Raw genomic sequence first — 23,922 nt, forward strand, 5'->3', positions numbered from 1 at the left:
TTCAATCGTATGAAGGTTCTTTTTCCAACACGATTGTTACCACAGGTTCCCAAACCATATCCATAGCATAGGCAAAATTGAGTAGCGCAGAGATCAGGTCGCGGACCAAATAGCGGATACGATATATGATCTTCTTCGCGATTCCCTGCCCCGCTATTCTAGCAGCACCGCCATATCGAACAATCTTGAGGTCGCGGCCAACCAGCTTAGCGTCGAATATTTTATCACTCAAAGCAACAAGATGAGTTGGATCGCCCTTCTGCGATGGCAATCCAAACGGACTGCGCCCGTTGGGAAAACGCAAAATGGCCCGTCCGCCCGGCTTCAGCAAAGCCTCAAATGCGTCTAGCGTTGAATCTATCTGAGACATGCTGAGGTGCTCCATCACGTCAAAAGCAAATATGGCGTCGAATTTTGCCTGGCATGTGGCAACAGAGCTGGCGAGGTCGAGCGGCAAAACGTCAACACCGTTCTCTTCTGCCTTTTTAGTCAGAACAGGATTCACCTCTGTTCCCGATAAACTTGCACCTTGTTGGCGAGCCCAGTTCAGAAAAGTACCCGACCCAAAGCCCATTTCCAGTATCTGCGCACCAGAGAGATCCAACTGGTCACATTCCCGGCGATAATAGGCCGCTTGCCCGGCGCTGGTTTGGAAAAATTTGTCCCAGCCTTTCCAGACTTCATAATCTTGATAATTTGCCGGCGCTTCTTGAGAATCACTGCCCATCAGGAAACAGCCTCAACCGCCACATTGTCTCGATCAAATACATAGGATTTTGTTGGAAGCTTAGGCACAATATCTTCATGGATCAGAACGAAATTACACTCGATAAACCGGTCCAGCTCCATCGCCCAATGACTATAGATTTCGATACCCTGAGGGGTCAGCTTGCCAAGCTTATAGGGCATTTGCTCAATTGCCTTAAATACATCACTCAGAAAATAGCCAAAGTCGATCCAGCGCCAGTTATACTCGAACTGCAATATTGATATATTGCCATTCGCCAGAAGGTTTTTGCAGCCCGCTATGACGTTAAAATCATTGCCTTCAGTATCGACCTTGATGATGTCGATCTGATCAATTCCGTGTCTAGAACAAAATGATTCCAATGTATCAAGATCAACTTCGATCAATTCTCCAATCGCACTTCTGCTTCCTGTCGCAATCGCGCTTGACCCGCTTTCCTCTCCCGTCAGGTTGAACTGCACTTTCCCTGTTTCCTGACCGATTGCCAGCTTGTGCAACTGGCCAATATCTTTTGCATATTTGTTGAGATTTTTTTCGGCAATTTCAAATTGGGTTGGCCCTGGTTCAAAAGCATGGACAGCAGTTCCCGCCGCTAGGTTCCGGGCGTTTAATTGCGTGACTAGTTCAACCGACCAATCGGCAAAATTGGCCCCTACATCCAAGAATATTTTGGACGATTTGCTACCGTCGGTCAGAATACCATCTAGATACCACGCAAACAGTTCGTATTCGCCATTGGTCAACGGATCATTCTGCAAATCCCGACGGGCACCCAAATATAAAAACCGACCCAGTTTCCATAACATTTTACGAGAAAACAGGACCTCTAAAATAGCATAAAGTTTCAATTTATTCATTAAAAGTTCCAGCACTGCAGAAAGGAGGTAGGTGCGCAAGTGGCTTATATTCCATAAAAAATCAACAATGGCATTATGTGAATGGTCAGACTATGGATGTCTTTCATAACTTCTGACCAGATGATTGTACTATGATGAACAACCCAATTGCCGTTTTTGCTGGTCATTTCTGGCAAGGCGCAAGCGCATCAGGAATTGCAGACGGCCTATTGAAACAGGGGTGGAAAGTACAACAAGTAAATATTGGCGACTATTGCCGTCAAAAAAATCCATCCATATTAAGTCGTATCAACCAGCGGCTGTTTAGCAAAAAAATGGTGGCGGCATATCATCGGCAAATATTGAATGAATGTGAAATCTTAAAGCCAGACATATTCATAACTGTAAAAGGCTCTGAAATAACCAAAGAATTACTAATAAAGATTAAAAAAATTGGCGTAAAAGCCGTTATGTACTATCCAGATTATCATTTTGAGCACAAAGACGTAAACACATCGTCATTTGAATTTTATGATTACTTTATCACTACTAAAACATTTCATAATGAATATTTAAGGAACTTTTTGGAAGAAAAGGATATTTATTATGCTCCGCATGGGTTTTCGGAATCAGTTCATAGTCTAGTTCATAATAATTCTCAGTCCTTTTATTTTGAACAAGATGTCGGGTATATTGGGAACCATTCCAAATACAAACAAGATTTTTTAATGCAGTTGGTTGAAAGAAATCAGGACATTAATTTGCGAATATGTGGTGCAAACTGGCATGCCAACATCGAAGGAACATTGTTGGAAGAAAAATATGATCCTACACCAAGATCGGGTCTTTCCTATTCCAGTTTCATCCAGAAATCGAAGATAAATATTGCCCTACATTTTGGTGAGGGGCCAAATGGTTGGGCCGATCAAGTTTCAACTCGAACTTTTGAGATTCCGGCTTGCGGTGGTTTCATGCTGCACGTTGATAATGATGAAGTACGCGATTTCTATAGTGTCGGTGATGAAATTGATGTCTTCACAAATCCTGAACAGCTTTGCGAGCGAATTGGGTTTTATCTCGAAAATGAAAAAACAAGGATCGAGATGTCAATGAGCGCCCACAGAAGGGCTAATGGAGCTTATTCTTACAGTGAAATCGCGGGTAGAATAAATGACTTCATATTTAAGAAGCCGGTCGAGCGCTAATTGATCAGAACTGCATCAAAAGGTCTAATTGATATCTTCATATATCCGTCAAATAACACCTTTACATCTGATTGGACCAAGGTTCCCATGGGCTAAACACCAACGGGGAGATCGACACAAGCTTGTCGCTGATCGCTTGTAATTGTCGAGATGTATCGAGGGATAGCTTTTGGCCTGGCGACTTTTGATCATAGCCGAATATTTCAAAATCGATGGCGAACGCCTTATAGATTAACTGTAACGCACGTTCGCTATGTTCAATATTTTTTGCATAGCGGCCTCGGTTAAGCTCACCTAACTCTATCTTAAACCCAAGTTTCTCTTCAACTTCACCCAATTCTTCATCGAGATTCTCCATCCGGATAATCTTGTCTGCTGCGATTTCTCCTTTTTCCCCAATCATCATCGCTACCTGAGGAGGGACAGGGTGCTCCTGGAGCCGCAATAAGAAATTTTCAAAACTGGGGTTTTCATAAAGGTCGCTATAAATCGCGACAAAATCCGAATTGTCAGTACTGCGCATAAGATGCTGGTAGTAAGAATAGCACCAGTCAACTGGATGACGCACCACAGCAAACTTGAAGGCTCCATCAAAAAACTCTTGTCCCATGATATGCTTTGCCGCCAACAACGGCCAGTGTGAATGCGCTCTGAAATCAACGACTTTCGGGTGCACGAGTTTGGGCGCGACAAAGCGGCCAAGTTTTCCGATCCAGTGCCGGTCTTCCACCCGCCGATGGGGCTCCAAAGCACTGGACAGACTGGTGCTCGCAGTCTTCGGTACGCGGGCATAAATGAAGTTTTTATCGGTTGATACAATCATTGCGTCACGGGTTGAGAATGTTCAGCAATAACGAAATCACCTCATCCTGTTCATCAATAGTCATGTCGCTGCCTGACGGAAGACATAATCCATTGTCAAATAGCTTCTCGTCAAAACCACTTCCCACGTAAGATTTTCCGTCGAAAAGCGGTTGTTTATGCATGGGTTTCCACATTGGTCTGGAATCAATTTCTTTCTTCAACAACGCCTGGCTGATCATTTCCCGATTCAGACCGCATAAATTTTCATCAAAGGTGGCGGTGGTTAGCCATCTTGAACTGGTTGACCATTCTGGTTCGGGCATGAAAGCAACGCCCGGAACATTGCCAAGGGCCTTGCTATAACGGTCAAAAATATTGCGCCTTTGTATCGCCCTTTGGTCCAAAACCTCTAACTGGCCCAATCCGATAGCCGCAGCCACATTGCTCATCCGATAATTATAGCCGTAGGTTGAATGCTGATAATGCTGCGCCACATCTTTGGCTTGGGTGGAAAGAAAACGGGCCATCTCTATGACCTTCTCATCCTTGGAAACCAGCATGCCGCCACCGCCGGTGGTAATGATCTTGTTGCCGTTAAAAGACAAAATCGCCATGTCTCCGCCACTGCCGCACTTACGATCACGGAAATTGGCGCCGGCAGATTCTGCGGAATCAACGATCAACGGCACCTCATATTCATTCGCTAGCCCCTCCAAACGGGCGAGATCACAGCTCTGCCCATAGAGATCGGTTGGAATAATGGCTTTTGGTAATTTTCCGCGCTTCCCGGCGGCCTTCAATGCCTCTTCGAGCAAATCTGGACATATGGTCCAGCTTTCTGGCGACAGATCAAAAAAAACCGGTGTCGCATTTTCGTATATGATAGGAAAGACGCCGCCAGCAAACGTCATTGACGACACCCATACTTCGTCGCCTTGATCCAAATTTTGCATACGAAGCGCCAGATGCAGGGCTGCTGTCCCGCTGCTAACGGCTAAGCAGTGAACATCCTGGCCAATATAATCGGCAAATCCTGCTTCAAATTGATCGAGCTGGGGGCCGGCTGGCGCAATGAAATTGGATTCAAACGCCTCTCCGACATAGTCCTGTTCCGTGCCTCCCATATGCGGCCGTGATAACCAAATACGCATTTCAATCGACTTCCATCTGAATGTCAAAACGACTCATTACTGATGCGACCATCTTGGCGATGCCCTGGTGTTCATCCGTCAGTGTTTTACGGCCCTTGCCGATTGATTTCGATGAAACGGATTTGACCGCGCGAGCGATATCTTCTGATGATCCATTAACTTCCAGAAAATCCAAGATTTTACCGAGCTGTTGCTCAGGCGATGATACAAAGTCTTCATATCGTAAAGTGAGATGCTTTTGACCATCCATCAATGCAAAGTCTCGTAGCGAATTTTCAATGCACGCCTGCCACTGCAGGGCACATAATTCCTCCAAAGGCATCGAAGGAGGCAATTTCGTTAACTCAGAAAACTTGGGCCCCCAAAAGGACATATGATCTTTAGTTCCCAGAACCATGGAAATTCGCGCCTGCAGAAATCTCAGGCCGTAGATCGGCAGGTCGAAAATCGGCGTGTTTCGAACTTTGGACCAGTAATAAGGCAAGGATTCCACTTCCATGTCACCTCTCCACCTTTTCTGCGCGGACGCGACCACATCTAGCCCATTGCGCACCAAGAATATGTATTTTGCTTCAGGAAGTACCTTGTCTACAAAACCAACCCGCAGGGAATTGGCACAGGTTTTCTCCAACAAAAACTGAGGCTGGCCACTGCGCTTCCATTCTTTGAGGAAACGGTTCCGAATGAAGTGATTAACCGGCCGAGTTGCCATTTCAGGAGAAAATTCATCATTCGGATAAGCGATATTGCCATGTCGCCAGATCGGATTAATCTCATCGCAATCCCATGTTTCGAAATATGGCAATCGACACATGGCATCGCGCAACATATTAGTGCCTGACCGTCCTGCCCCGACTATTATAACGGGTTGAAAAGGCAGCGTAGACACCATTTTCTAGGACACTTTTTCTAGGGCCAATTGATCAATAATGATTTCATTGGAATCTGAGCGATCAGCACCGCTTATATTAACGTTAAGCCAAACATAATTGCAATTTGACCGAGGTGGTACGCGATATATTTTGAGGCCTTCTGACAGTGTAATCCGTCCGATTGCTTCTGATTTTCTTATGTTTCCACCAGCATCTGCACACCGAAATTCCAGATCCATTCCTATAGAGTTGGATGTTAATCCTTTGGTTTCCACTGTTAGATCGTATGAATGACTGTCCAAATGTAAAAGTTGCCGCGCGACCGTCCCGCTTCCACCCGGCGATATAGAGACAACCAGCTGTTTACTGCCCGTATCAATATCAGCGAAAAATTTCCCGTCCGAAAGTAAGTCCCAATCAACAGGAGGAAGCATCGAAACTCGGTCAAAATCCTGGTTCACAATCTTAGACCCCGACTCCCGATTGGGAGCTAGGCTGCGATAGAGTTCTAACGCTTCTGCATATAACCCGTAGTTCACGAGCTGCGAAACCAACTGCCTATCAACCGATTGCGATGGTTTTTCATTGCCGTCTTGCAACCGTTTCCTCAACTTGACGGCATTGGGCAGCGATGGTTTTGCGGTCAGCATTTGAGACCAAAATTGCTCTGACCATGGTGGCCTTGTCAACAATAGGTCAGCCATTGGTTCTATAAACTCATCATTGGCCAATCCGTTCACCATGGCAGGCAATAATTGAAGAGCAGTTTCGCGACTGGTTCTTAGGCTATAGTCATAGTATTTCAGAAGATTTTGAGTATCCCGCAAGGCTCCGTAGTCTCTAATCAACCAATAGTTGGATACTTGATCTCTTTTCGTGAGGCCGGCAACAATTCTCATAAGTTTTCTGGCAGAATCGATATCACCATCACTTTCTTTACCCAAAGCTAAAAGTCGCAACCCAATGTGCGACAATGGCTCTTGGGCGACGGCATTTTGCGCGAGGTCCAAAATTTTTGCGTCGATCTTTTCCGGAATTTCGCCACCATTTTTGATCAGTGCCTGACGAAAATTATGTTCCGAAACCTCAGCCAGCTTTAGACCGTTGGCCGGCGGAATCGACGCCAAAGATTCATTTACCGCGATATTGCTGAGCACGTGGGCGCCACTCATTAACGCCAGAAACAGAGCGATAGCGATGATTGCCACTGAACGAACAGAAAATTTTAGCATCGGCAATAGCTTTGCTTAAAGATCATCTATTTCGTCAGATTTCTTCGATTGGTCATTTCCGTATCCATAGCCATATGCATAGCCATAACCATATTGCGAGTTCCGCCCATCTAGCTTCGTCAAAATGGCACCGAATACATGTGCATTTGACTTGCTGAGGCGCTCCAAAGCTGATCGGATTGCACGCATTTTTGCGCCATTGGCTTCGATTGAGAAGATTACCCCCTCAACAGATTTTGCAATCAACGGAGAATCCGCGATTCCCATGACCGGCGGCGCATCAATGAGCACATGATCATAATGCTGCAACATTGTTGTGACCAGCTGGCTGAGCCGGTCGCTGGAAAGAAGCTCGGCCGCATTCGGCGGCGTTGGGCCAGCAACCAAATAGTCCAGGTTTTGCTGATAATTGCGACGAGGCAATTCATCTTCGCTGAAATTGCCAGAAAGATAGTTGCTCAAACCTTCTTCGTTTGGCACGTCCATAATAGCGTCCACCGATGGGTTCCGCATATCCCCATCAATCAACAGCGTCTTTTTACCCATTCTCGCCAACATGACTCCGACGGCAAAGGCCGATGTACTTTTACCTTCATTCGGTCGAGTACTGGTAAACGCCATTGATCGCGGCACACCATGATCTGTCAAAAATGATAAACTGGTACAAATGGAGAAATAGGCTTCCGAACTTATCGACTTTCGGTCTTGCAAAAGTTCTGGAACATCACCTTTTTCAAATGTCGGAATAGCGCCTAAATCGGTGATCCCCAATATTCGTTTTATATCGGAAGGGTCGCGAAGACTTTGATCAATTTGCTCCCTAGCAAAGACATATGCACCTGACGCAAGAACACCCAAGAAGAAGGCCAAAGATAGGTTAACCTGCAAATTGGGGCTGGATGGACGATTTGGTCTAGTTGCCCGATCAACAGTCTGGATGTTATTGGAACCGACGCCAGCCACGCCAATTTCTTTATATCTTTGCAAAAGACCATCATAGAGTTGACGGTTTGTATCTACTTCACGTTGATAAATATTATATTGAATTGAGGCACGATTCTGAGAGGTCAAATCACTTTTAAGTTGCTGGACTTTTTGCCGCAAAGTTGTTTCCCTTTGCAAAGCCTCACGATATTGGGAATTAACGCTCTGCTTCACGCGCCGTTCCTCCGCCCGAATGCTGCTATCCAATTCTTCAACTTGCGACGTTAGTGCTTTTACTGAAGGATATTCCGGCTCAAACTGGCTTAACAGATTTGCACGTTCGGCGGCTATTATTGCGCGCTGTTGCCGAAGCCCGGCGATCGTAGCATTTGACATGCTTTGTTCGCTAGCAGAGCCGTTTTGTCCCGCACCGCTCTGTGCTGCGACCCGCGCAGAAATTGCGTCGGACAGCGCCTTATTCATCGCCTCAAGGTCTGACCCAACGAGTGTTTGCCCGCCAACAGTGCGACCATCTTCGGACCGTTTTGAATCGAGCTGCACGATTTCCTGCTGCGCAGCATAAGTCACAAGATTTCTTTCTGATTCCTCCAACCTTTGTCTTAGCTCTGACAGCCGGCTTTCCAAAAACTTTCTGGCATCTTCAGTCGATGCATAACGACGATCTAGATTGGACTCGATAAATTGCTCCACCCAACTATTGGCAACTTTTGCTGATAGTGTTGGATCAGGACTGGTAAAATTAACGTCGACCAAACTCGAGCCCCTGACGGGACTAATCGCAACGCTGGAACGCAGAATTCTAGTTGCCATTTTTTCCCGGCGGCCACGCCCCTCGGATACTTTTGCGCCATTGTCACCCGCGTCTCCTAGACCGATTTCAGACGGCTCAACTCCGTAAGCTTCGAAAAATGAATCATCAGAGGTCAGATTGAGAGCATTGGCAACGCGCTGGGCCATCGATTTGGCCTCCAATAAAGCGTATTGGGTTTGGAAGAACTCCATGCTCTTGCCTATATCGTTGGCCTGCACACCCTCCACATTGGTAATATTATCCTGGGCTCGGCTAATCTCGATCCGCGCGGTCGCCGTGTAAAGCGGAGTGGCCAAAAGTGTTAATACCAAACCGATCAGCAAGCTAGCTGCCAGAATTGTCAGAATGATCCACTTGTGGTTGAAAATCATGAACCAGAGCTGTTCGAGAATTGGCAAGGCCATTGCCGCCGGCCCTCGACGCTCTTGCTCTGAAGCGGGCATATTGTTGTTCACGTTGCTGTTCACGTGCGCGATATCGGGATCAGTCACTGGATCTACCGTGTCAAAATAATAAGAGGAGTTGTGATAAGTGACGATCCTTCAATAATATCTCGAAACAGGCGACGGGCCTGCGAATCTCCAACAACAATTACGTCATTGGCAAATACTTCCGGGTCCTCGTAATTGCCTCTTCTAATGCCCTTCAAGTTATAAAGTCCAGCAAGTTTATTCCCATCGACACTTCTGAATATAACAACGTCGCTCAATTTTGCGAACTCGCCCACGCCGCCCGCGGTAGCCACAGCACGCATCAAGGTCATACGACCCACAACTGGGTATAAGCCTGGACGAGACACTTGTCCGTCTACGGTCACCAGTTGACTAAAAGTTTCCTGCAAATTGACAGTCACCTGTGGGTCTCGGACAAACCGCCCCCTCAGTTTCATCTCAATTATTTCCGCCAATTCACCAGGTGTTGTACCGGACGCCTCCACAACACCGATCAATGGGAACGATAAGCGCCCACTGGCGTCAATCTGGACGTTTTTCTGGAGATCTTCGATACCGAAGACATCAATTTTTAGCTTATCGAAGGGGCCGATCAAATAAGGTCGGCTAGCAGACATTTGGTCGGCTCTGGTCGGAGCCGGCAACGCAGACGATTGCACTAGCGTTACCGCTGAACTTTCACCAAGAGTAGATGAACCAAAACAGGATGTTAGTACCAAGCACAAGGCAATGGATGACAATTTAATCAACTTCATTTCTTATCCTTGCCTATCATCCGGCCGCAATATCGAACATCGCTAAAAGCGTAAACCGATTTATCACCCTAGTAATCTTTTCTCGAAAGTCGATGATCTGAGCTGCGATTCATCGCTACCATACAACATAATATAGCAAAAAAGGCAGCTAAACTTGGTACTCGCATCGGATAGTCAAAAAGGCTAGCTATTCCCCATATCAGGATCAACAGCAGCGACATCAACTGCCTGCTTGGTCGTTTTGGAGTGCTTGACTTGGCAATGTCGATCGATTTTGTGATTAACCAGATTGCAAAAATGACGATCAACAATATGCCGGCCAGCCCGGCCTCAACAATCAATTGAACCAAATCATTGTGCGCCATATTTAGATATTTTGTCGACAAAAGGCTTTGTGGCTCGAACGACTTGTAGACCAGTTCAAAACTACCAAAACCCGCCCCTATAACCCAAAATTCATTCACCATTTCCAGAAGCGTCGGCAACAGCGATATTCTCAATTCATCAATGCTATTCTGACCAATCAGGCGGTCAAGAGCCGTGGCGTTATCCGTCATTTGGGTGGCTATAGCCATCAAGGAAAAACCCAAGAGGAGTGCAATAGGTATGGCAACACCAAACTTCGAATCGGGCATCCAGGATAAAAATCTAGATTTTCCAAACAATTCTGAGCGAAGAATAAAATAGAAGCCCAAGACTATGCAAACGAAGCCCAGCAGCAACCCGGCGCGGGAACCGATAACAAATATCATGGGCAAGAAAACCATCAGACTTACGGCGGCAAACACGCCCTTGATGGCCATATGCTTGTCTGCCTTATCCAGAGAAGCAGCGTACCAAAATGCCATCAGAATAGCGCAAGCCAAATACATGGCATGGTGGTTGCGGTTGGCAAATAAACCAACGGCAGCGCCGTCATTTGTAACTCTATACAGGTAGAATACACTACCTTCCGGGCTCGACAATTGCAGAATGGCCAATATCGAGCTGGCCAATGCAATTCCGATAAAAAATCCAATTAGTCTGCGTTGATGCAATCGGGACTGAATTGCGAAAAGAATCATAGCAGCAAGCGGGATGGCCAAAAAGAATAGACTGCTCCAAGTGCTCGCTGGAGAGAGCGAGATGGGCCGCCAAACGTTGTCGAGGCCCAAAAGCTCGCCCGATGCAATAATCGGCTCGCGTCCCGGCAGCATATGCCAAATTGTCGGTGGCAAGGGAATGAGCTGCAAGAGCACTATGGCGGCAAGCACTGCTAACAATGTTAAAGGAAGGCCAAGGCGCTTTAATTGTTGCTTGCCAGCGACAATTAGCCCCGCAGCGGCAAAGATAAATGCAAGGGGTTGCAATATTGCCAGAGACTGCACATCATTTCGCGACCCGCCCCCGGTTAGAAACACCAACACCAGAAAACTGATTAAAAGGGCAAACCTGCGGTCGTCGCTATTCGACCAGTCAAACAATGCGAATTTCATAGAGCCCGATTGAGCGAACGATAATAGTCAGTCAACTGAAATTTTTTGCAGGATAGGCTCAATGCAACATATGACGGCCTATTACATAGCCTCGCCCTGCTAGCTTATCCGAGAAGCAGAAACACTGCTCCGTAGAAAATTGATCTAACAGCAGGCGACCAACATCCCGCATCTGCGTCGGACCGGCCCAGATACGGGGCTGCAAAAGCACAGACCACAATCATCCGCCAGCTTTCACCTGTTTCTAGAATTATCAAAGCAAAACATAGCCACAATATCGGCATTAGCCGTTAAAAACGACTTTTCAGAAACTGCGGAACAAAGAAAATGGAGGACACGGAGGGATTCGAACCCTCGAAGGACCGTGAGGCCCTTGCCTCCTTAGCAGGGAGGTGGTTTCAGCCGCTCACCCACGTGTCCACGCAGTTGGCTAGATGTCGCGCTATAACCATGGATGGCGTTGGCTGCAACGGGTAAAGTGTAGTGCGCAAAAACCCTCCGACAATGGGAGAAACCCAGCGAATATGGCAATGGGACTCGCACTGCCGCAGAATCGACTCACCTCGTCGTCCGTTCATTGCGTGGTCATGTCCAACAGCCGAAGGCCTTTGGTGGCTGGTAATGGGAAGGAGTTAACCCATGTTACCGTTGTGCATGAAGAAATTTTTGGGTCTATTTGCTGTATTGGCCCTTGCCACTGCTCCAAATCTATCGCCCGCATTTGCGCAGGTTGAGACCATCGATCCGAATGACGTGATCGATGCCGATCTGGCAACGCCTGACTATGATGGAAATTTCGAAGCGGCCGCTTCCAATATTCCGGATAGCAATGTCGTGTCGGATGCGCCGATTGATAGCGATATCAATGCGGATATAATCGCCCCTGCCGATTCAGCCACCAGCGCCGCACAGGCAGGTGACCTCGCCAATGGCACCGCGTCCGATGCTACGGTCGATGACTCCACATTCCAAGACGACGATCTAATTGGCGCCGCAGAAGGCGTGTTCGGCAAGGGTGCCAAAGGCCTGGCCGCAACGATTGAAGACATATTGAAGAAACAAGGCCGCCCCAATGCCTATATCGCTGGCCGCGAAGCCAGCGGCGCGTTTGTTGTCGGGCTGCGCTATGGTTCGGGCAAGCTATATCACAAGATCGAAGGCGAGCGCCCGGTCTATTGGACAGGGCCATCGGTCGGTTTTGACTTTGGCGGAAATGCCGCGAACACATTCGTATTGGTCTATAATCTCTATGATACAGAAGACCTGTATAAACGCTTCCCTGCCGGCGAAGGCGCGGCCTATTTCATCGGCGGTTTCCACGTCAGCTATTTGCGGAGCGGCGACAAGGTCCTGATACCGGTTCGGTTGGGTGCGGGTCTGCGGCTTGGCGCCAATGTCGGCTATATGAAGTTCAGCAAGAAGCAGCGCTGGCTGCCATTCTAGCGGAAATGATTGTCAAGCGCAGGATGGCCTGACGGGGGTTCAGCCCAAAGACCGGACCTGTTCCATCCGCGCCAGATAGCGCGCCAAAATATCAATCTCCAGATTGACGGAACGCCCGGCTTCCAGTTCGCCCAAGGTCGTCACTTGCCCGGTATGGGGAATGATGTTGAGGGTGAACTGGGCGCCTGTCTCATCGTCGGAAACCGCATTCACGGTGAGCGATACGCCATCGACGGTGATCGATCCCTTCGCAGCAATATAAGGAGCCAGCTCTTTCGAAACGCGGATGACGACCGCCCGGGAATCACCCGTTTCGGTGCTGGACACCACTTCGCCAACGCCGTCGACATGGCCGGTCACAATATGACCGCCCAATTCCTCGCCAACCTTTAGAGCCCGCTCCAGGTTGAGACGGCGGCCAGCGGTAAACTGGCCGGATGCGGTGCAGGACAGGGTTTCACCGGACACGTCCACGGCAAACCAGTCTTGTCCTTTTTCCACCACGGTCAGGCAGACGCCCGAACAAGCAATGGACGCGCCCATATCAACGCCGTCCATGGCATAGCCACAGCTGATCCTGACGCGGAGATCGCCGCGCTGATCTAGCGAGTCGATGGTACCGATATCTGAAACAATGCCTGTGAACATGGATGATCCTATTTTTTGTGATTGGCGCGGAGCCTAAGCGGCGCGGTCGTATATCTCAAGCACATCCTGACCGAGGTCGCGCCGATCTGTCCGCCGCCAGTGGCCGTGAGCATCGCCCAGCCCCGCCAGACCTATGTCAGCAATGCCGGACAGGCCGCCGCCGATCACAATCGGAGCGCGATAGAGCAACAGCCGGTCAACCAGATCCGCTTGCAGAAAGGAGGCCGCCGTTTTTGCGCCGCCTTCGACCAGCAACCAATTGATATTGTCGAGGCCAGCGATGGCCGATGGCGCGTCAATCTGCAGCCAATGGTCCGGCTTGTCAGGATCATCGCCCAGCACAACCGGCTGCGGTGACCGGTCGGTCAGGCCGTCAAGCCGGACATCCAGACCCGGCCTGTCGGTGGTGGCCGTTCCCGCTCCGACCAGAATCGCATCGCTGCGCGCCCGTTCGAGATGGGCATGGGCCCGCGCCCGGTCGCCGGTGATCCATTGGCTCGTGCCGTCCGCCATGGCAATGCAGCCATCGAGCGACATGGCCAGTTTCAGCGTGACAAAGGGGCGCTGCTTTTCAACACGACAGAGAAAGCCCGCCATGGTGCGCCGCGCTTCGGGCTCGCGGATGCCGACCGATACCGGAATGCCGGCTTCGCCCAGCCGATCAATGCCTCTGCGCCGCGTGCGTTCATCGGCATCAAGCGTTGCGACAATCACTCTATTGGGTTTTGCGTCGATAATCGCATTGCTGCAGGTCGGGCCTCGGCTGCTTTCATGGGCGCAAGGCTCCATGGTTACGAAAATATCGGCGCCCTTGGCCGAGGGGCCTGCCGCGATCAATGCCATTTCTTCGGCATGCGGGCGGCCGCCTGGCTGGGTCCATCCCCGGCCTATGACGATGCCCTGTTTGACAATGACACAGCCCACATTGGGATTGGCGCTGGTCCGGCCCCGTCCCCGCTCGGACAGAGCCAAAGCGGCTGCCATGAAATGCGCGTCACTGGGAGGGGTCAGCATTGCAAGCCGGCCGGGCGTTCGACCTCTACCTCGCCGCGAGCGATGCGCTTCGCTTTCGCTTCCCGTTCGATTTCTTCGACATCCATGCCGGACATCCGCCCAAGGGCTTTCACCGACTCGCGCCGCTTTTCCTCATATTTGTCTTTCAGGCACTGGACCTCCCAACGGTCTTTCAATATTTCTTCATCCGTCCGTTCATTTGTCCAGTTTTCAACATAAATGACCTCTTGCGGTACATAAGTGTAAGTATTTACCTTCGGATCGAGCCAGAAAAGAAAGAGAATGAACGACGTGCAGCCAATGGCCATAACCGCCGGTAGCAAGCGTGTTCCCGGTTCACTCTGGCGAAAAACAGCGATCAAATCGCCAAAACCGCCGGTTACAGATGCATCTTTTATCAAGCCCATGGTTTTCCAAATAGTGTCAGTGCGCAGCTATGGCCAGCCTTTCCCGAAAAATTGCCCCGGGTGGAACAAGGCTGGCCATAGGGTCAAGCGGTTAGCTATTGATTTCGAAGCGAACTTTTAACGTCATCCAGCTTTCAATCGGCTTTCCGTCGCTGGTAGCCGGCGTGAATCGCCATTTGCTGAGCGCCTGTTTTCGCGTTGCGGTCCAGAAATCCGCATGAGGCGAATCAATCAGTTCGATATTCTTCACACGGCCATCGGTACCCACCAGCACCCGGACGCTGACTTCGCCTTCCCGTTCGAGGCGCAATTGTCCTGTCGGATAGGCCGGCTGAAAATGGCTTGCATAGCGCTGGTTCAGGGTCGCGGCGACGATTACCGGATCGGGCTCTACTTCGATCGCTTGAAACGGGATTTCGTCTCCGGTTCCGTCAGATCCTGTTGCAAGATCAATTCTGGCATAACCTTCGATCGGGACAATCGGTGGAGGAGTCAGTTCTATCCTCGGCTTGTCCGGCGGAGCCTGAACCGTTGGCCGTGCTGTTTTGACTTCAGGTGGCGTCTCTTCAACTATCGGTTCGGGTGGCTTATCGACAGGCACCGGAAACGCGAAGATTGGTCCTTCAAACCTCTCCGGAATCTCAATCCCCGGCATCGCAATCACACCGCCAATAATCACAGCATGAACAACAGCGGCCATTATCACGCCCTTGGAACGTGGAGTCTTATTCTCATATGCGGAAACATAGCTCATCATCACATCCTCTCAACCATCCTCAAAAGTGGCGAAGCGGCATTGTGCCTGTTTGACTATCTCGCCTCAGCGCCAATTGTTATGATATACTATTACACAAATTTGTGCAAATATGGCTGTGGCTAGCGAGAAGTATCGTTTATTTATAGATGGTTAACTGGAAGCCGTGGCCAGTCTTGCCAGTGCGATATCCCTGCCGATTAACAGCAACAAACTATTCATATCCGGACCATGATCCAACCCGGTCAAGGCTTGCCGCAAAGGCATGAACAAGGGCTTGCCTTTGCGCCCGGTCGCCTCTTTGAGCGCTCCGGTCAGCTGTTTCCAAAGATCGTCGGACGCTTCCAATCCTTCCAATGTGCCATGTGCGGCGGACAAAAATTCCTTATCTTCAGCCGATATTTCCGGCAGAATAATCGGCCCGGTGACCACCTTCCACCATTGGCCCACATCGCCCATATCGTGCAGGTTCGGCCGGATGACCGCCCAAGATTCTGCGTCCATTGCTTCGGGCAAGCGGCTTTTAACATCCTCATAATCAAGCAGGTGGACAATCTTCTGATTGAGTTGGGCCAGCTCTTCATCATCGAAGCGCGCTGGCGCCCGGCCAAAACGGGAAAAGTCGAAACTGGCGATCAATTGCTGGACATCGGCAATCGGTTCCACCGGATCGCTAGTTCCGATCCGCGCCAGCAAGGCCACGATCGCTTGCGGCTCGATATGCTTCTCGCGAAAGCTGCTAACGCCCAAAGAACCAAGCCGCTTGGACAGCTTTCCTTCGGTGCCAACCAACAGAGCCTCATGCGCAAATTCCGGTTCCTTTGCACCAAGGGCATGGAACATCTGAATTTGTACCGCGGTATTGGCGACATGGTCCTCACCCCGCACGACATGGGTGATCCCCATATCAATATCGTCAATCGCCGACGGCAACATATAAAGCCAGCTGCCATTTTCGCGTCGGATGACGGGATCGGAGAGCAAGGCTGGATCGAAATTCTGATCGCCCCGGATCCGGTCGGTCCATGTGATCGGCGTTCCATGGTCCAGCTTGAAACGCCAATGCGGTTTCCGGCCCTCCGCTTCAAAAGCAGCGATCTCATCCGAAGTTAGGGTCAAGGCGGCACGATCATAGATTGGCGGTTTACCGCGGCCCAATTGGATCTTGCGCTTCAGATCCAACTCTTGAGCGGTCTCATAAGCCGGATAGACACGCCCGTCGGCCTTCAGCTTCATCCTCTGCTCTTCATAACGATCAAAGCGATCCGACTGCCGCTGCTCCTCATCCGAGGCCAGTCCCAGCCATGCCAGATCCGCCCGGATCGCATTGACATATTCTTCCTTGGATCGCTCTGCATCAGTATCATCGAGCCGCAGCAAGAATGTGCCACCTTCTTTTTGCGCGAACATCCAATTGTGGAGTGCGGTCCGGATATTGCCGACATGAAGGTGGCCCGTCGGGGACGGAGCAAAGCGGGTTTTTATGGTCATACGGTCCTGAATGCGTTGGTGATAGGGTAGCGCCGATCGCGGCCAAAATTTCTCGTGCCGAGTTTGACGCCCGGCGGGGCCTGACGGCGTTTATATTCAGCGATATAGAGCAGCCGCTCGATCCGCACCACCGTTTCCCTGTCAAAGCCCTTCGCAACCAAATCATTGACCGATAATTCTTCTTCGATCAGGCCGTGCAGGAGCGGGTCCAGAATTTCATAATCGGGCAGACTGTCGCTGTCCTTTTGATCTTCCCGTAGCTCCGCACTCGGCGGTTTGGTTATCACTTGCTCAGGCATGACCGGTCCATCGGGACCAAGGCCAAGGCTGGGTTTGTTTCGGTTGCGCCAGGCCGACAGTTTGAAAACAGTCAGCTTATACGCGTCTTTCAGCACCGAATAGCCGCCCGCCATGTCGCCATAGATAGTGGCATAGCCAACGCTCATCTCGCTCTTGTTGCCGGTGGTCAACAGCATATGGCCGAACTTGTTCGAGAGCGCCATCAGGGTAACGCCACGAATACGCGACTGGATATTCTCTTCCGTAATATCAACATTGCTATCGGAAAAACTATCCTCGAGCATCGCATCAAAACCTTCGATCGCTGGGCTGATCGCGATCGTATCCAGCCGGGTGCCGAGCATTTTTGCACAGCCTTCGGCATCATCCAGGCTTTCTTGCGAGGTGAACCGCGACGGCATCATCACGTTCCACACGCGATCTGCGCCGAGAGCATCGACCGCAACCGCAGCCGAAAGAGCGCTATCGATTCCGCCGGAAAGACCAAGCAAAACGCCCGGAAAGCGATTGCGATTCACATAGTCGCGCAGTCCGACAATCATCGCATTGTAGATGTCGGCCGGATGGTCATCCAGCTTGTGAATTTCGCCAGGCGCACAAGTCCATTTGCCGCTCTCGCAAGACCAATATGTATCGACAATCGATTCATCCCAGTCCGGCAACTGATGCATCACACCAGCGTCACCATTGAGCACGAAACTGGCGCCATCAAAGACAATTTCATCCTGCCCGCCGACCCGGTTTAGGAACAGAAGCGGAATGCCGGTCTCGCGAACCCGCTTCGTCGCGACCTGGCCGAGACGGAGATCGTCTTTCTCGATCTCATAGGGGCTACCGTGCACGGATATAAACAGCTCCGCGCCCTGCGATTTGAGATGTTCACAGACCGTCGGAAACCAAACATCTTCGCAGATCGGTAGACCTATTTTGCAGCCTTTGAAGACAATAGGCTCTGGCAGTGGACCTGAGGTAAAGAGGCGTTTTTCGTCAAACGTACCGTAATTGGGAAGTTCGTATTTGTAGCGAATATCCTGGACATGTCCGTCCGCCAGCAATGCAATGCCATTGTAGAGATTGCCGTCTTCCCGAAACACTGACCCGACCAACATCGCTGGCCCCGGACCTGCAGTGGCTGCTGCCAGTCGGTTGAGTTCCGCTTCTGCCCGTTCCCAAAGCGCGGGCTTCAGCACCAGGTCTTCCGGAGGATATCCGATCAACTGCAACTCCGGGAACACGATAAGGTCGCTGTCCGGCCGGCCGCTATGCGCAGCAATCATGGCATCGGCATTGCCGCGCAAATCGCCAACACTCTGGTTGAGTTGCGCCATGGCTATCGTGAGCTTTTTGGTCATCGCGCTCTGATAGAAAGGGCAGACGATCTCGGCAATGAAATTATCCGAAAACCAGGCTTCCCATGATCCGGCCCGGGATGAACGAAAACAATCCGGCTATTAACAATCCGATATATAATCCCTGCATTGCGCGGAGATGGGCTTCGATGTTACCCTTGCGGACCTTGTAAACAGCATAGGGTACAGAGAGCAGGGTCCAAACCGCAAATCCATGAATGAAGCTAAAGCCGCTGCCTGCAATACCCGTTCCAGGGCGCCCAATCCAAAAACTGGAAATAGCGGTAACCAGCATCAGGACCGCCCAAATTCGACCAAGCCTTCTATGCATATTGTCGCCCTTTTTCCGCCAAAGAACAAACGCGCCCAACGGAATCGCCGGAATGACTGTCGAAAGATGAATCATGATCGGCAGACTGATCCGTGGACGGGCACCAGGCGTCTCGGCGCCAGATACAAAGCCGCCCGACAAAGACACCAATGCCATAAGCACCAAGGTGATCAATATCGTTGCGCCCGCGGCCAAAATAGCGCTGCGGATGCTAAGCCCGGCGGAGTTCATATTGATAGGCTGTTCAATCATGCTTTCGTTCCTTCATGCGGTTATGGAAGCATCTTGACTGGCCTGCAGAACAATCACAGCTTGCCTGCGTGAATGCGGATGGCTTATTCGCGAAAGACGCCTATTCTGTACCGTCCACCCATTCACGAAGCGCGAATTGGCATGCTGAAAGACAAAATGGAGACCATATTGCCCACCGATAAGACGAATCTGACCGGACGCTTGATTGCGGTCGAGGTTTTTATCATGGCGGCCATCGGCTTGGTGATGGGCTTCTTGGGACCATTTGGCACTTATGTGATGCCACTCGGCTGGCGGCTTGCTTACTGGGTTCTATTCATCATCATCGGCTATGCCATTTTTCGTCCGATTTCGATCTGTGCCGTCTGGCTGCAGGATGCCATCGCCATTCCCAAATGGGTCGCTGTGCTGATCGGCACCGCGATCGCGGCGCTCCCCATGACGTTTCTGGTCGGCTTTGCAATGGCTGGAATGCGGTTCGACCCGGCCTTCATGGGTAGTCGGTTTCTGCCGCTATATTTGCAATGCGCTGCACTCGGCTTTGGCATTTATATGATGATGGAACTGCTATTCCGGACCAATAGGGGAACCGGCACACCGATAGACAGCCATTCAGAGGCACAAGAGGCGGAACGCCCTCAACCCGTCATTCGCACCGTTTTGCACAAACGGCTGCCTATAGGATTTCCAGACTCCATTCTCGCCCTTAGCGTGGAAGACCATTATGTCCGCGTCCATGCTAGTGACCAAAATGAAATGCTGTTGATGCGCATGCGCGACGCCATCCCGGAAACCCAGCCCATAGAGGGCATGCAAGTGCATCGCGGCTGGTGGGTTGCAAAACATGCGATCACAGAATCCCGGCGAGAAGGCCGCAACCTAAAAATCATACTGGCCAATGGCCTCGAAATCCCGGTTTCACGCTCTTATGCGGGCACGCTAAAACAAATGGGTTGGATTGATTGAAAAGCCTCTTTTGATTTCATCGCCTTCTGTCTAACAGGGTCACACAATTGTCATGGGGCTGCGCGGGCGATTCTGGCGGGCCACAAATCGGGGAACGCACATATGAAACTCATGTCCGGCAACAGCAATCTGCCGCTTGCTACAGATATTGCACAATATCTAAATATTCCGCTCACCGACGCGAGCGTCAAGCGTTTTGCCGATGACGAGATTTTCATAGAGATTCACGAAAATGTCCGCGGCGAAGATGTCTTTGTCGTGCAGTCGACCAGCCACCCCGCCAACGACAATTTGATGGAATTGCTGATCAGCATCGACGCTTTGCGACGGGCGTCTGCCAAGCGCATCACCGCCGTCATTCCCTATTTCGGCTATGCCCGCCAAGACAGGAAGCCGGGACCGCGGACACCAATTTCGGCCAAGCTGGTCGCCAATCTGATCACCGAAGCGGGCGCTGACCGGGTGCTGACGGTTGATCTTCATGCTGGCCAAATCCAAGGCTTCTTCGATATCCCGACAGACAATCTCTATGGCGCACCGGTGATCAGCCAGGACATTAAATCACGCCATGCCGATAAGGATATCATGGTCGTCTCTCCCGACGTCGGCGGCGTGGTTCGCGCGCGGGCGCTAGCCAAACGGCTTGATAACGCTCCTTTGGCGATCGTCGACAAACGCCGCGAACGGGCCGGCGTATCCGAGGTAATGAATATTATCGGCGATGTAAAAGGGCGCTTCTGTGTCATGATCGACGATATTGCAGACAGCGCAGGCACGCTCTGCAATGCAGCAGATGCTTTAATCGCAGCAGGCGCAACCGATGTGGCAGCCTATATCACCCATGGCGTTCTCTCGGGCAAGGCCGTCGAGCGGGTCAACGCCTCTTCGCTGCGCAAGCTGATCATCACAGACACTATCCGCGCACCACAATCCGCGCTTGATTCCGACAAGATCCGGATATTGCCGATCGCGCCCCTGCTCGGCGAAGCGATCAAGCGGATCGCAGATGAAAGTTCAGTCAGCAGTCTGTGGGACTAATCGCAGCCACAATTTCTAACATCGGGAGATGGACATGCCCAGTTTCGACACGCTGCTGAAATACCGCATTCATATCGCGATATTGGCTATTGCGATCTCAGCCATTGCATGGATCACGGAATTGGCCGACCTGGTATATGTCTGTCCATATTGCCGGGCCCAAAGAACAGTCATTGGATTGCTCGGTTTGCTTCTGCTCGCCAATCCTCAGCATTGGTTAAACCGCTGGATCGCGTCGACTCTTGCTGTCCTGGGCTTGGTGGTCGCCGGGATGCAGCATTTCAACGGCTGGAAGAAAATCATGGCCGGTGAATTTTCATGGGGTGAATATTGGTACGCAAATGCCTGGATGCTCTCGGGCTGCGCGCTTTTCATCATCACGGGATTGACGCTGTACCTTTGGGCTTGGCGGCCTGCTCAGCCGGAGACTGACGACCAATGACACCCAAAGACATTGATCTCGCGCAAAAACTCGCCGAAGCGGCGGGCGACGCGATCCGGCCATTTTTCCGCGCCAAATTCGATCAGGAAACCAAGGAAGACTCCTCTCCGGTCACCGAAGCGGATCGAGCGGCGGAAGCGGCGATGCGAGCAATCATCGAGGCCGAACGTCCCGACGACGGAATCATCGGCGAAGAATATGGCACGCGCAATGAAGGCGCATCGCGCCAATGGGTATTGGACCCGATTGATGGCACCACGAGCTTCATTGCAGGCCGCCCGATATTCGGCACTTTGATTGCGCTGATGCAGGAAGGTTTTCCGCTGATCGGTGTCATTGACCAGCCGATTGCCAGAGAACGCTGGGTTGGCGTGGTCGGGCGCGAAACCCTGTTCAACGGCCAGCCGGCAAAATCCGCGCGCTGTCGTGCGCTAGAGGATGCCGTCCTCGCTACCACCTCGCCGCATTGCTTCAACGAACATGAAGCCGATCACTTCATGGGTCTGGCGGGCAAGGTTGCGCAGCGCAAGATCATCTATGGCGGGGATTGCTATAATTACGGTCTGGTCGCCAGCGGTCATGTCGATGTCGTCTGCGAAGCCGGGCTGAAACTCCACGATTTTGCCGCCCTCGCCCCGATTGTCGATGGCGCGGGCGGGATGATGTGCGACTGGAACGGCGAGCCACTCCACGCAGAATCCGAAGGCCATGTGCTGGCGATCGGGGACCATGCTAGGATCGACGACGTGCTTGCTGCGGTGGCTTGTCATCACTAATATTGGCAGATGGTTCTTCTGGTAGGTCTGCTTTTGATTTCCTGACGAGTAGAAATAGAAGCAAACCCAAGCTGCCTATATAGAGCAGATTGTTGAAGAACATCAGAAAGAACTTGCCCATGTCGGGTTCATCGGTTGACCCAAAGTCTTCAAATACATCTGGCATAAGGCCGAATCCAAGAATCAAAAAAGGGACGGGAATCAGCCCCCAGAAACCACTTAAACCTGTGTCATGTAATCTCCGAGACACAGCTGCAGCTAGCAATATTGCCGTTGCTCCCGAAACCATAGCTGAGAATTCTATGAATCCGCTCATATCCGGAAAAAGTCCGGGATGATTGCCGTCAACAGAGATGGAATAGCTATTCGGCCCCTGCCGGATGGTCACTTGATCGGGATTTTGTGTCGCAAACTCCTGCATCTTGGCCATTGATTCCGCCATCACAGGGATCATTCCGGCCATCATTGTAAACACAGCCAAAAAAAGGATTGTCGCTGCATATGACCAGAATAAAACGGAGCCATCTCTACCCGAAAATCGAAAGAGGCCTGTAAACCCGTGCTTTAGTGCCAATAAATAGTCTCGCATCGCTGATCCCCTATCCTGAAACGGATATAAGACAATTGGCGATAATTCCATCCAATTTGCTTGCAATTCCAGCGAATCTAGCTATTGCCGCCCTTCCTATGTGACGCTCTGGCCAGTGTGGGCTGCCATAAGTGTCCGTAACGGTACCATCTAGAGGAGACCAAAATGCCCAAGTTGAAGACCAAAAGTGGTGTGAAGAAACGCTTCAAAATCACCGCAACCGGTAAGGTTAAGCACGGCGTAGCCGGCAAACGCCACCGTTTGATGAGCCATAACAGCAAATATATCCGCCAGAACCGCGGCACCAAGAAATTGTGTGATGCGGATGCTCGGACAGTCAAAAAATGGGCGCCATACGGTCTGGGTTAATCCCGCCGCAGCGACATTCAAACTTACAGGATATAGAAAATGGCACGTGTAAAACGGGGTACGACCACTCGTACAAAACATAAAAGATTATTGGTACAGGCGAAGGGCTATTATGGCCGTCGCAAAAATACCATCCGCATCGCGCGGCAGGCTGTCGAAAAAGCCGGTCAATATGCATATCGCGATCGTAAAGTTAAAAAGCGGGCTTTCCGCGCTATCTGGATCCAGCGTATCAACGCTGCGGTTCGCGCAGAAGGCATGACCTACGGCACATTCATCCACGGCACCAAGCTCGCCGGGATTGAACTGGATCGTAAAGTAATGGCGGACCTGGCGATGAATGAACCCGCAGTGTTTAGCGGCATCATCAAACAGGCGCAGGATGCTATCGCGAAAGCGTAAGTGTTTTCATAAATTCAAAGAAGCGCCGGAGAGCAATCTCGCGGCGCTTTTTTATTGGGTTTTTC

Annotated in this window: 25 protein-coding genes and 1 tRNA gene; 8 read left to right on the forward strand and 18 right to left on the reverse strand. The window is 50.8% G+C overall.

Annotated elements, in window-relative coordinates:
• Nucleotide 1: 1 nt before the first annotated feature.
• Complete coding sequence (locus ABJV08_RS02315) at nucleotides 2–727, reverse strand: methyltransferase domain-containing protein (protein ID WP_348038928.1); 726 nt, start codon at nucleotides 725–727, stop codon at nucleotides 2–4.
• Nucleotides 727–1,491 (reverse strand): FkbM family methyltransferase, encoded by a 765-nt coding sequence (locus tag ABJV08_RS02320; protein ID WP_348038926.1) that lies wholly within the window; start codon nucleotides 1,489–1,491, stop codon nucleotides 727–729. Before ABJV08_RS02320 ends, ABJV08_RS02315 begins: the two co-directional genes overlap by 1 nt.
• Before the next feature lie 245 nt (nucleotides 1,492–1,736).
• Between ABJV08_RS02320 and ABJV08_RS02325 the strand changes: the two genes are divergently transcribed.
• A complete protein-coding gene (locus tag ABJV08_RS02325) occupies nucleotides 1,737–2,789 on the forward strand; it encodes a glycosyltransferase (RefSeq protein WP_348038924.1) in 1,053 nt (350 codons plus the stop codon).
• Nucleotides 2,790–2,850: 61 nt separating this feature from the next.
• Here the strand turns inward: ABJV08_RS02325 and ABJV08_RS02330 are convergent, their stop codons facing one another.
• The 8 genes from ABJV08_RS02330 to ABJV08_RS02365 all read right to left on the reverse strand — a co-directional run bounded on the left by ABJV08_RS02330 (nucleotide 2,851) and on the right by ABJV08_RS02365 (nucleotide 11,706).
• Complete coding sequence (locus ABJV08_RS02330; protein ID WP_348038922.1) at nucleotides 2,851–3,612, reverse strand: sulfotransferase family 2 domain-containing protein; 762 nt, start codon at nucleotides 3,610–3,612, stop codon at nucleotides 2,851–2,853.
• Between the two features lie 4 nt (nucleotides 3,613–3,616).
• Nucleotides 3,617–4,744, reverse strand: coding sequence for an aminotransferase class I/II-fold pyridoxal phosphate-dependent enzyme (locus ABJV08_RS02335; protein WP_348038920.1), 1,128 nt, complete (start codon nucleotides 4,742–4,744; stop codon nucleotides 3,617–3,619).
• 1 nt (nucleotide 4,745) lies between these two features.
• Nucleotides 4,746–5,636, reverse strand: a complete 891-nt coding sequence (locus tag ABJV08_RS02340; RefSeq protein ID WP_348038918.1) for a sulfotransferase — start codon at nucleotides 5,634–5,636, stop codon at nucleotides 4,746–4,748.
• Nucleotides 5,637–5,639: 3 nt separating this feature from the next.
• Nucleotides 5,640–6,848 carry a hypothetical protein gene (locus tag ABJV08_RS02345; RefSeq protein WP_348038916.1) on the reverse strand — a complete coding sequence of 403 codons (1,209 nt, stop codon included), beginning with the start codon at nucleotides 6,846–6,848 and terminating at the stop codon, nucleotides 5,640–5,642.
• 15 nt (nucleotides 6,849–6,863) lie between these two features.
• Nucleotides 6,864–9,059, reverse strand: a complete 2,196-nt coding sequence (locus tag ABJV08_RS02350; RefSeq protein WP_348038914.1) for a polysaccharide biosynthesis tyrosine autokinase — start codon at nucleotides 9,057–9,059, stop codon at nucleotides 6,864–6,866.
• 41 nt (nucleotides 9,060–9,100) lie between these two features.
• Nucleotides 9,101–9,811 (reverse strand): polysaccharide biosynthesis/export family protein, encoded by a 711-nt coding sequence (locus tag ABJV08_RS02355; RefSeq protein ID WP_348052698.1) that lies wholly within the window; start codon nucleotides 9,809–9,811, stop codon nucleotides 9,101–9,103.
• A 68-nt stretch (nucleotides 9,812–9,879) separates the two neighbouring features.
• Nucleotides 9,880–11,286 (reverse strand): O-antigen ligase family protein, encoded by a 1,407-nt coding sequence (locus ABJV08_RS02360; RefSeq protein WP_348038910.1) that lies wholly within the window; start codon nucleotides 11,284–11,286, stop codon nucleotides 9,880–9,882.
• Between the two features lie 328 nt (nucleotides 11,287–11,614).
• A tRNA-Ser gene (locus ABJV08_RS02365) sits at nucleotides 11,615–11,706 on the reverse strand.
• A gap of 234 nt (nucleotides 11,707–11,940) precedes the next feature.
• Between ABJV08_RS02365 and ABJV08_RS02370 the strand changes: the two genes are divergently transcribed.
• The gene (locus ABJV08_RS02370; RefSeq protein ID WP_348039308.1) at nucleotides 11,941–12,729 is read left to right on the forward strand and encodes a DUF1134 domain-containing protein; all 789 of its coding nucleotides are present in this window, start codon (nucleotides 11,941–11,943) and stop codon (nucleotides 12,727–12,729) included.
• A 39-nt stretch (nucleotides 12,730–12,768) separates the two neighbouring features.
• Here ABJV08_RS02370 and ABJV08_RS02375 read toward each other — a convergent pair whose 3' ends face one another.
• From ABJV08_RS02375 to ABJV08_RS02405, 7 genes are all read right to left on the reverse strand, one after another.
• Nucleotides 12,769–13,377 carry a riboflavin synthase gene (locus ABJV08_RS02375; protein WP_348038908.1) on the reverse strand — a complete coding sequence of 203 codons (609 nt, stop codon included), beginning with the start codon at nucleotides 13,375–13,377 and terminating at the stop codon, nucleotides 12,769–12,771.
• A gap of 33 nt (nucleotides 13,378–13,410) precedes the next feature.
• Nucleotides 13,411–14,361, reverse strand: coding sequence for a bifunctional diaminohydroxyphosphoribosylaminopyrimidine deaminase/5-amino-6-(5-phosphoribosylamino)uracil reductase RibD (gene ribD / locus ABJV08_RS02380; protein WP_348038906.1), 951 nt, complete (start codon nucleotides 14,359–14,361; stop codon nucleotides 13,411–13,413).
• Nucleotides 14,362–14,384: 23 nt separating this feature from the next.
• Complete coding sequence (locus ABJV08_RS02385) at nucleotides 14,385–14,798, reverse strand: hypothetical protein (RefSeq protein ID WP_348038904.1); 414 nt, start codon at nucleotides 14,796–14,798, stop codon at nucleotides 14,385–14,387.
• Nucleotides 14,799–14,889: 91 nt separating this feature from the next.
• Entirely contained in the window at nucleotides 14,890–15,552 is a 663-nt protein-coding gene (locus ABJV08_RS02390; RefSeq protein ID WP_348038902.1) for a TonB family protein, read from the reverse strand.
• 153 nt (nucleotides 15,553–15,705) lie between these two features.
• Entirely contained in the window at nucleotides 15,706–17,043 is a 1,338-nt protein-coding gene (gene gltX, locus ABJV08_RS02395) for a glutamate--tRNA ligase (RefSeq protein WP_348038900.1), read from the reverse strand.
• Nucleotides 17,040–18,695: an NAD+ synthase gene (locus tag ABJV08_RS02400; RefSeq protein ID WP_348038898.1), complete on the reverse strand. Its 1,656-nt coding sequence runs from the start codon at nucleotides 18,693–18,695 to the stop codon at nucleotides 17,040–17,042. Before ABJV08_RS02400 ends, gltX begins: the two co-directional genes overlap by 4 nt.
• A 40-nt stretch (nucleotides 18,696–18,735) precedes the next feature.
• A complete protein-coding gene (locus ABJV08_RS02405; protein ID WP_348038896.1) occupies nucleotides 18,736–19,275 on the reverse strand; it encodes a DUF2306 domain-containing protein in 540 nt (179 codons plus the stop codon).
• Nucleotides 19,276–19,353: 78 nt separating this feature from the next.
• Between ABJV08_RS02405 and ABJV08_RS02410 the strand changes: the two genes are divergently transcribed.
• From ABJV08_RS02410 to hisN, 4 genes are all read left to right on the forward strand, one after another.
• Entirely contained in the window at nucleotides 19,354–20,241 is an 888-nt protein-coding gene (locus ABJV08_RS02410; RefSeq protein ID WP_348038894.1) for a LytTR family DNA-binding domain-containing protein, read from the forward strand.
• 102 nt (nucleotides 20,242–20,343) lie between these two features.
• Nucleotides 20,344–21,279, forward strand: a complete 936-nt coding sequence (locus ABJV08_RS02415; protein ID WP_348038892.1) for a ribose-phosphate pyrophosphokinase — start codon at nucleotides 20,344–20,346, stop codon at nucleotides 21,277–21,279.
• A 34-nt stretch (nucleotides 21,280–21,313) separates the two neighbouring features.
• Nucleotides 21,314–21,721: a hypothetical protein gene (locus tag ABJV08_RS02420; protein WP_348038890.1), complete on the forward strand. Its 408-nt coding sequence runs from the start codon at nucleotides 21,314–21,316 to the stop codon at nucleotides 21,719–21,721.
• Entirely contained in the window at nucleotides 21,718–22,497 is a 780-nt protein-coding gene (gene hisN / locus ABJV08_RS02425) for a histidinol-phosphatase (protein ID WP_348038888.1), read from the forward strand. The genes ABJV08_RS02420 and hisN overlap by 4 nt, the downstream gene beginning before the upstream one ends.
• On the opposite strand, the gene ABJV08_RS02430 is transcribed toward hisN, so the two are convergent.
• The gene (locus tag ABJV08_RS02430; protein WP_348038887.1) at nucleotides 22,454–23,137 is read right to left on the reverse strand and encodes a DUF805 domain-containing protein; all 684 of its coding nucleotides are present in this window, start codon (nucleotides 23,135–23,137) and stop codon (nucleotides 22,454–22,456) included. The genes hisN and ABJV08_RS02430 overlap by 44 nt on opposite strands.
• Nucleotides 23,138–23,251: 114 nt before the next feature.
• Here ABJV08_RS02430 and rpmI point away from each other — a divergent pair, with 114 nt between their 5' ends.
• Nucleotides 23,252–23,455 (forward strand): 50S ribosomal protein L35, encoded by a 204-nt coding sequence (rpmI, locus tag ABJV08_RS02435; protein WP_066741203.1) that lies wholly within the window; start codon nucleotides 23,252–23,254, stop codon nucleotides 23,453–23,455.
• Nucleotides 23,456–23,494: 39 nt separating this feature from the next.
• Entirely contained in the window at nucleotides 23,495–23,857 is a 363-nt protein-coding gene (gene rplT, locus ABJV08_RS02440) for a 50S ribosomal protein L20 (RefSeq protein WP_348038886.1), read from the forward strand.
• Nucleotides 23,858–23,922: the final 65 nt, after the last annotated feature.

The sequence above is a fragment of the Parasphingorhabdus sp. genome (assembly GCF_039982395.1).
GTDB lineage: Bacteria > Pseudomonadota > Alphaproteobacteria > Sphingomonadales > Sphingomonadaceae > Parasphingorhabdus.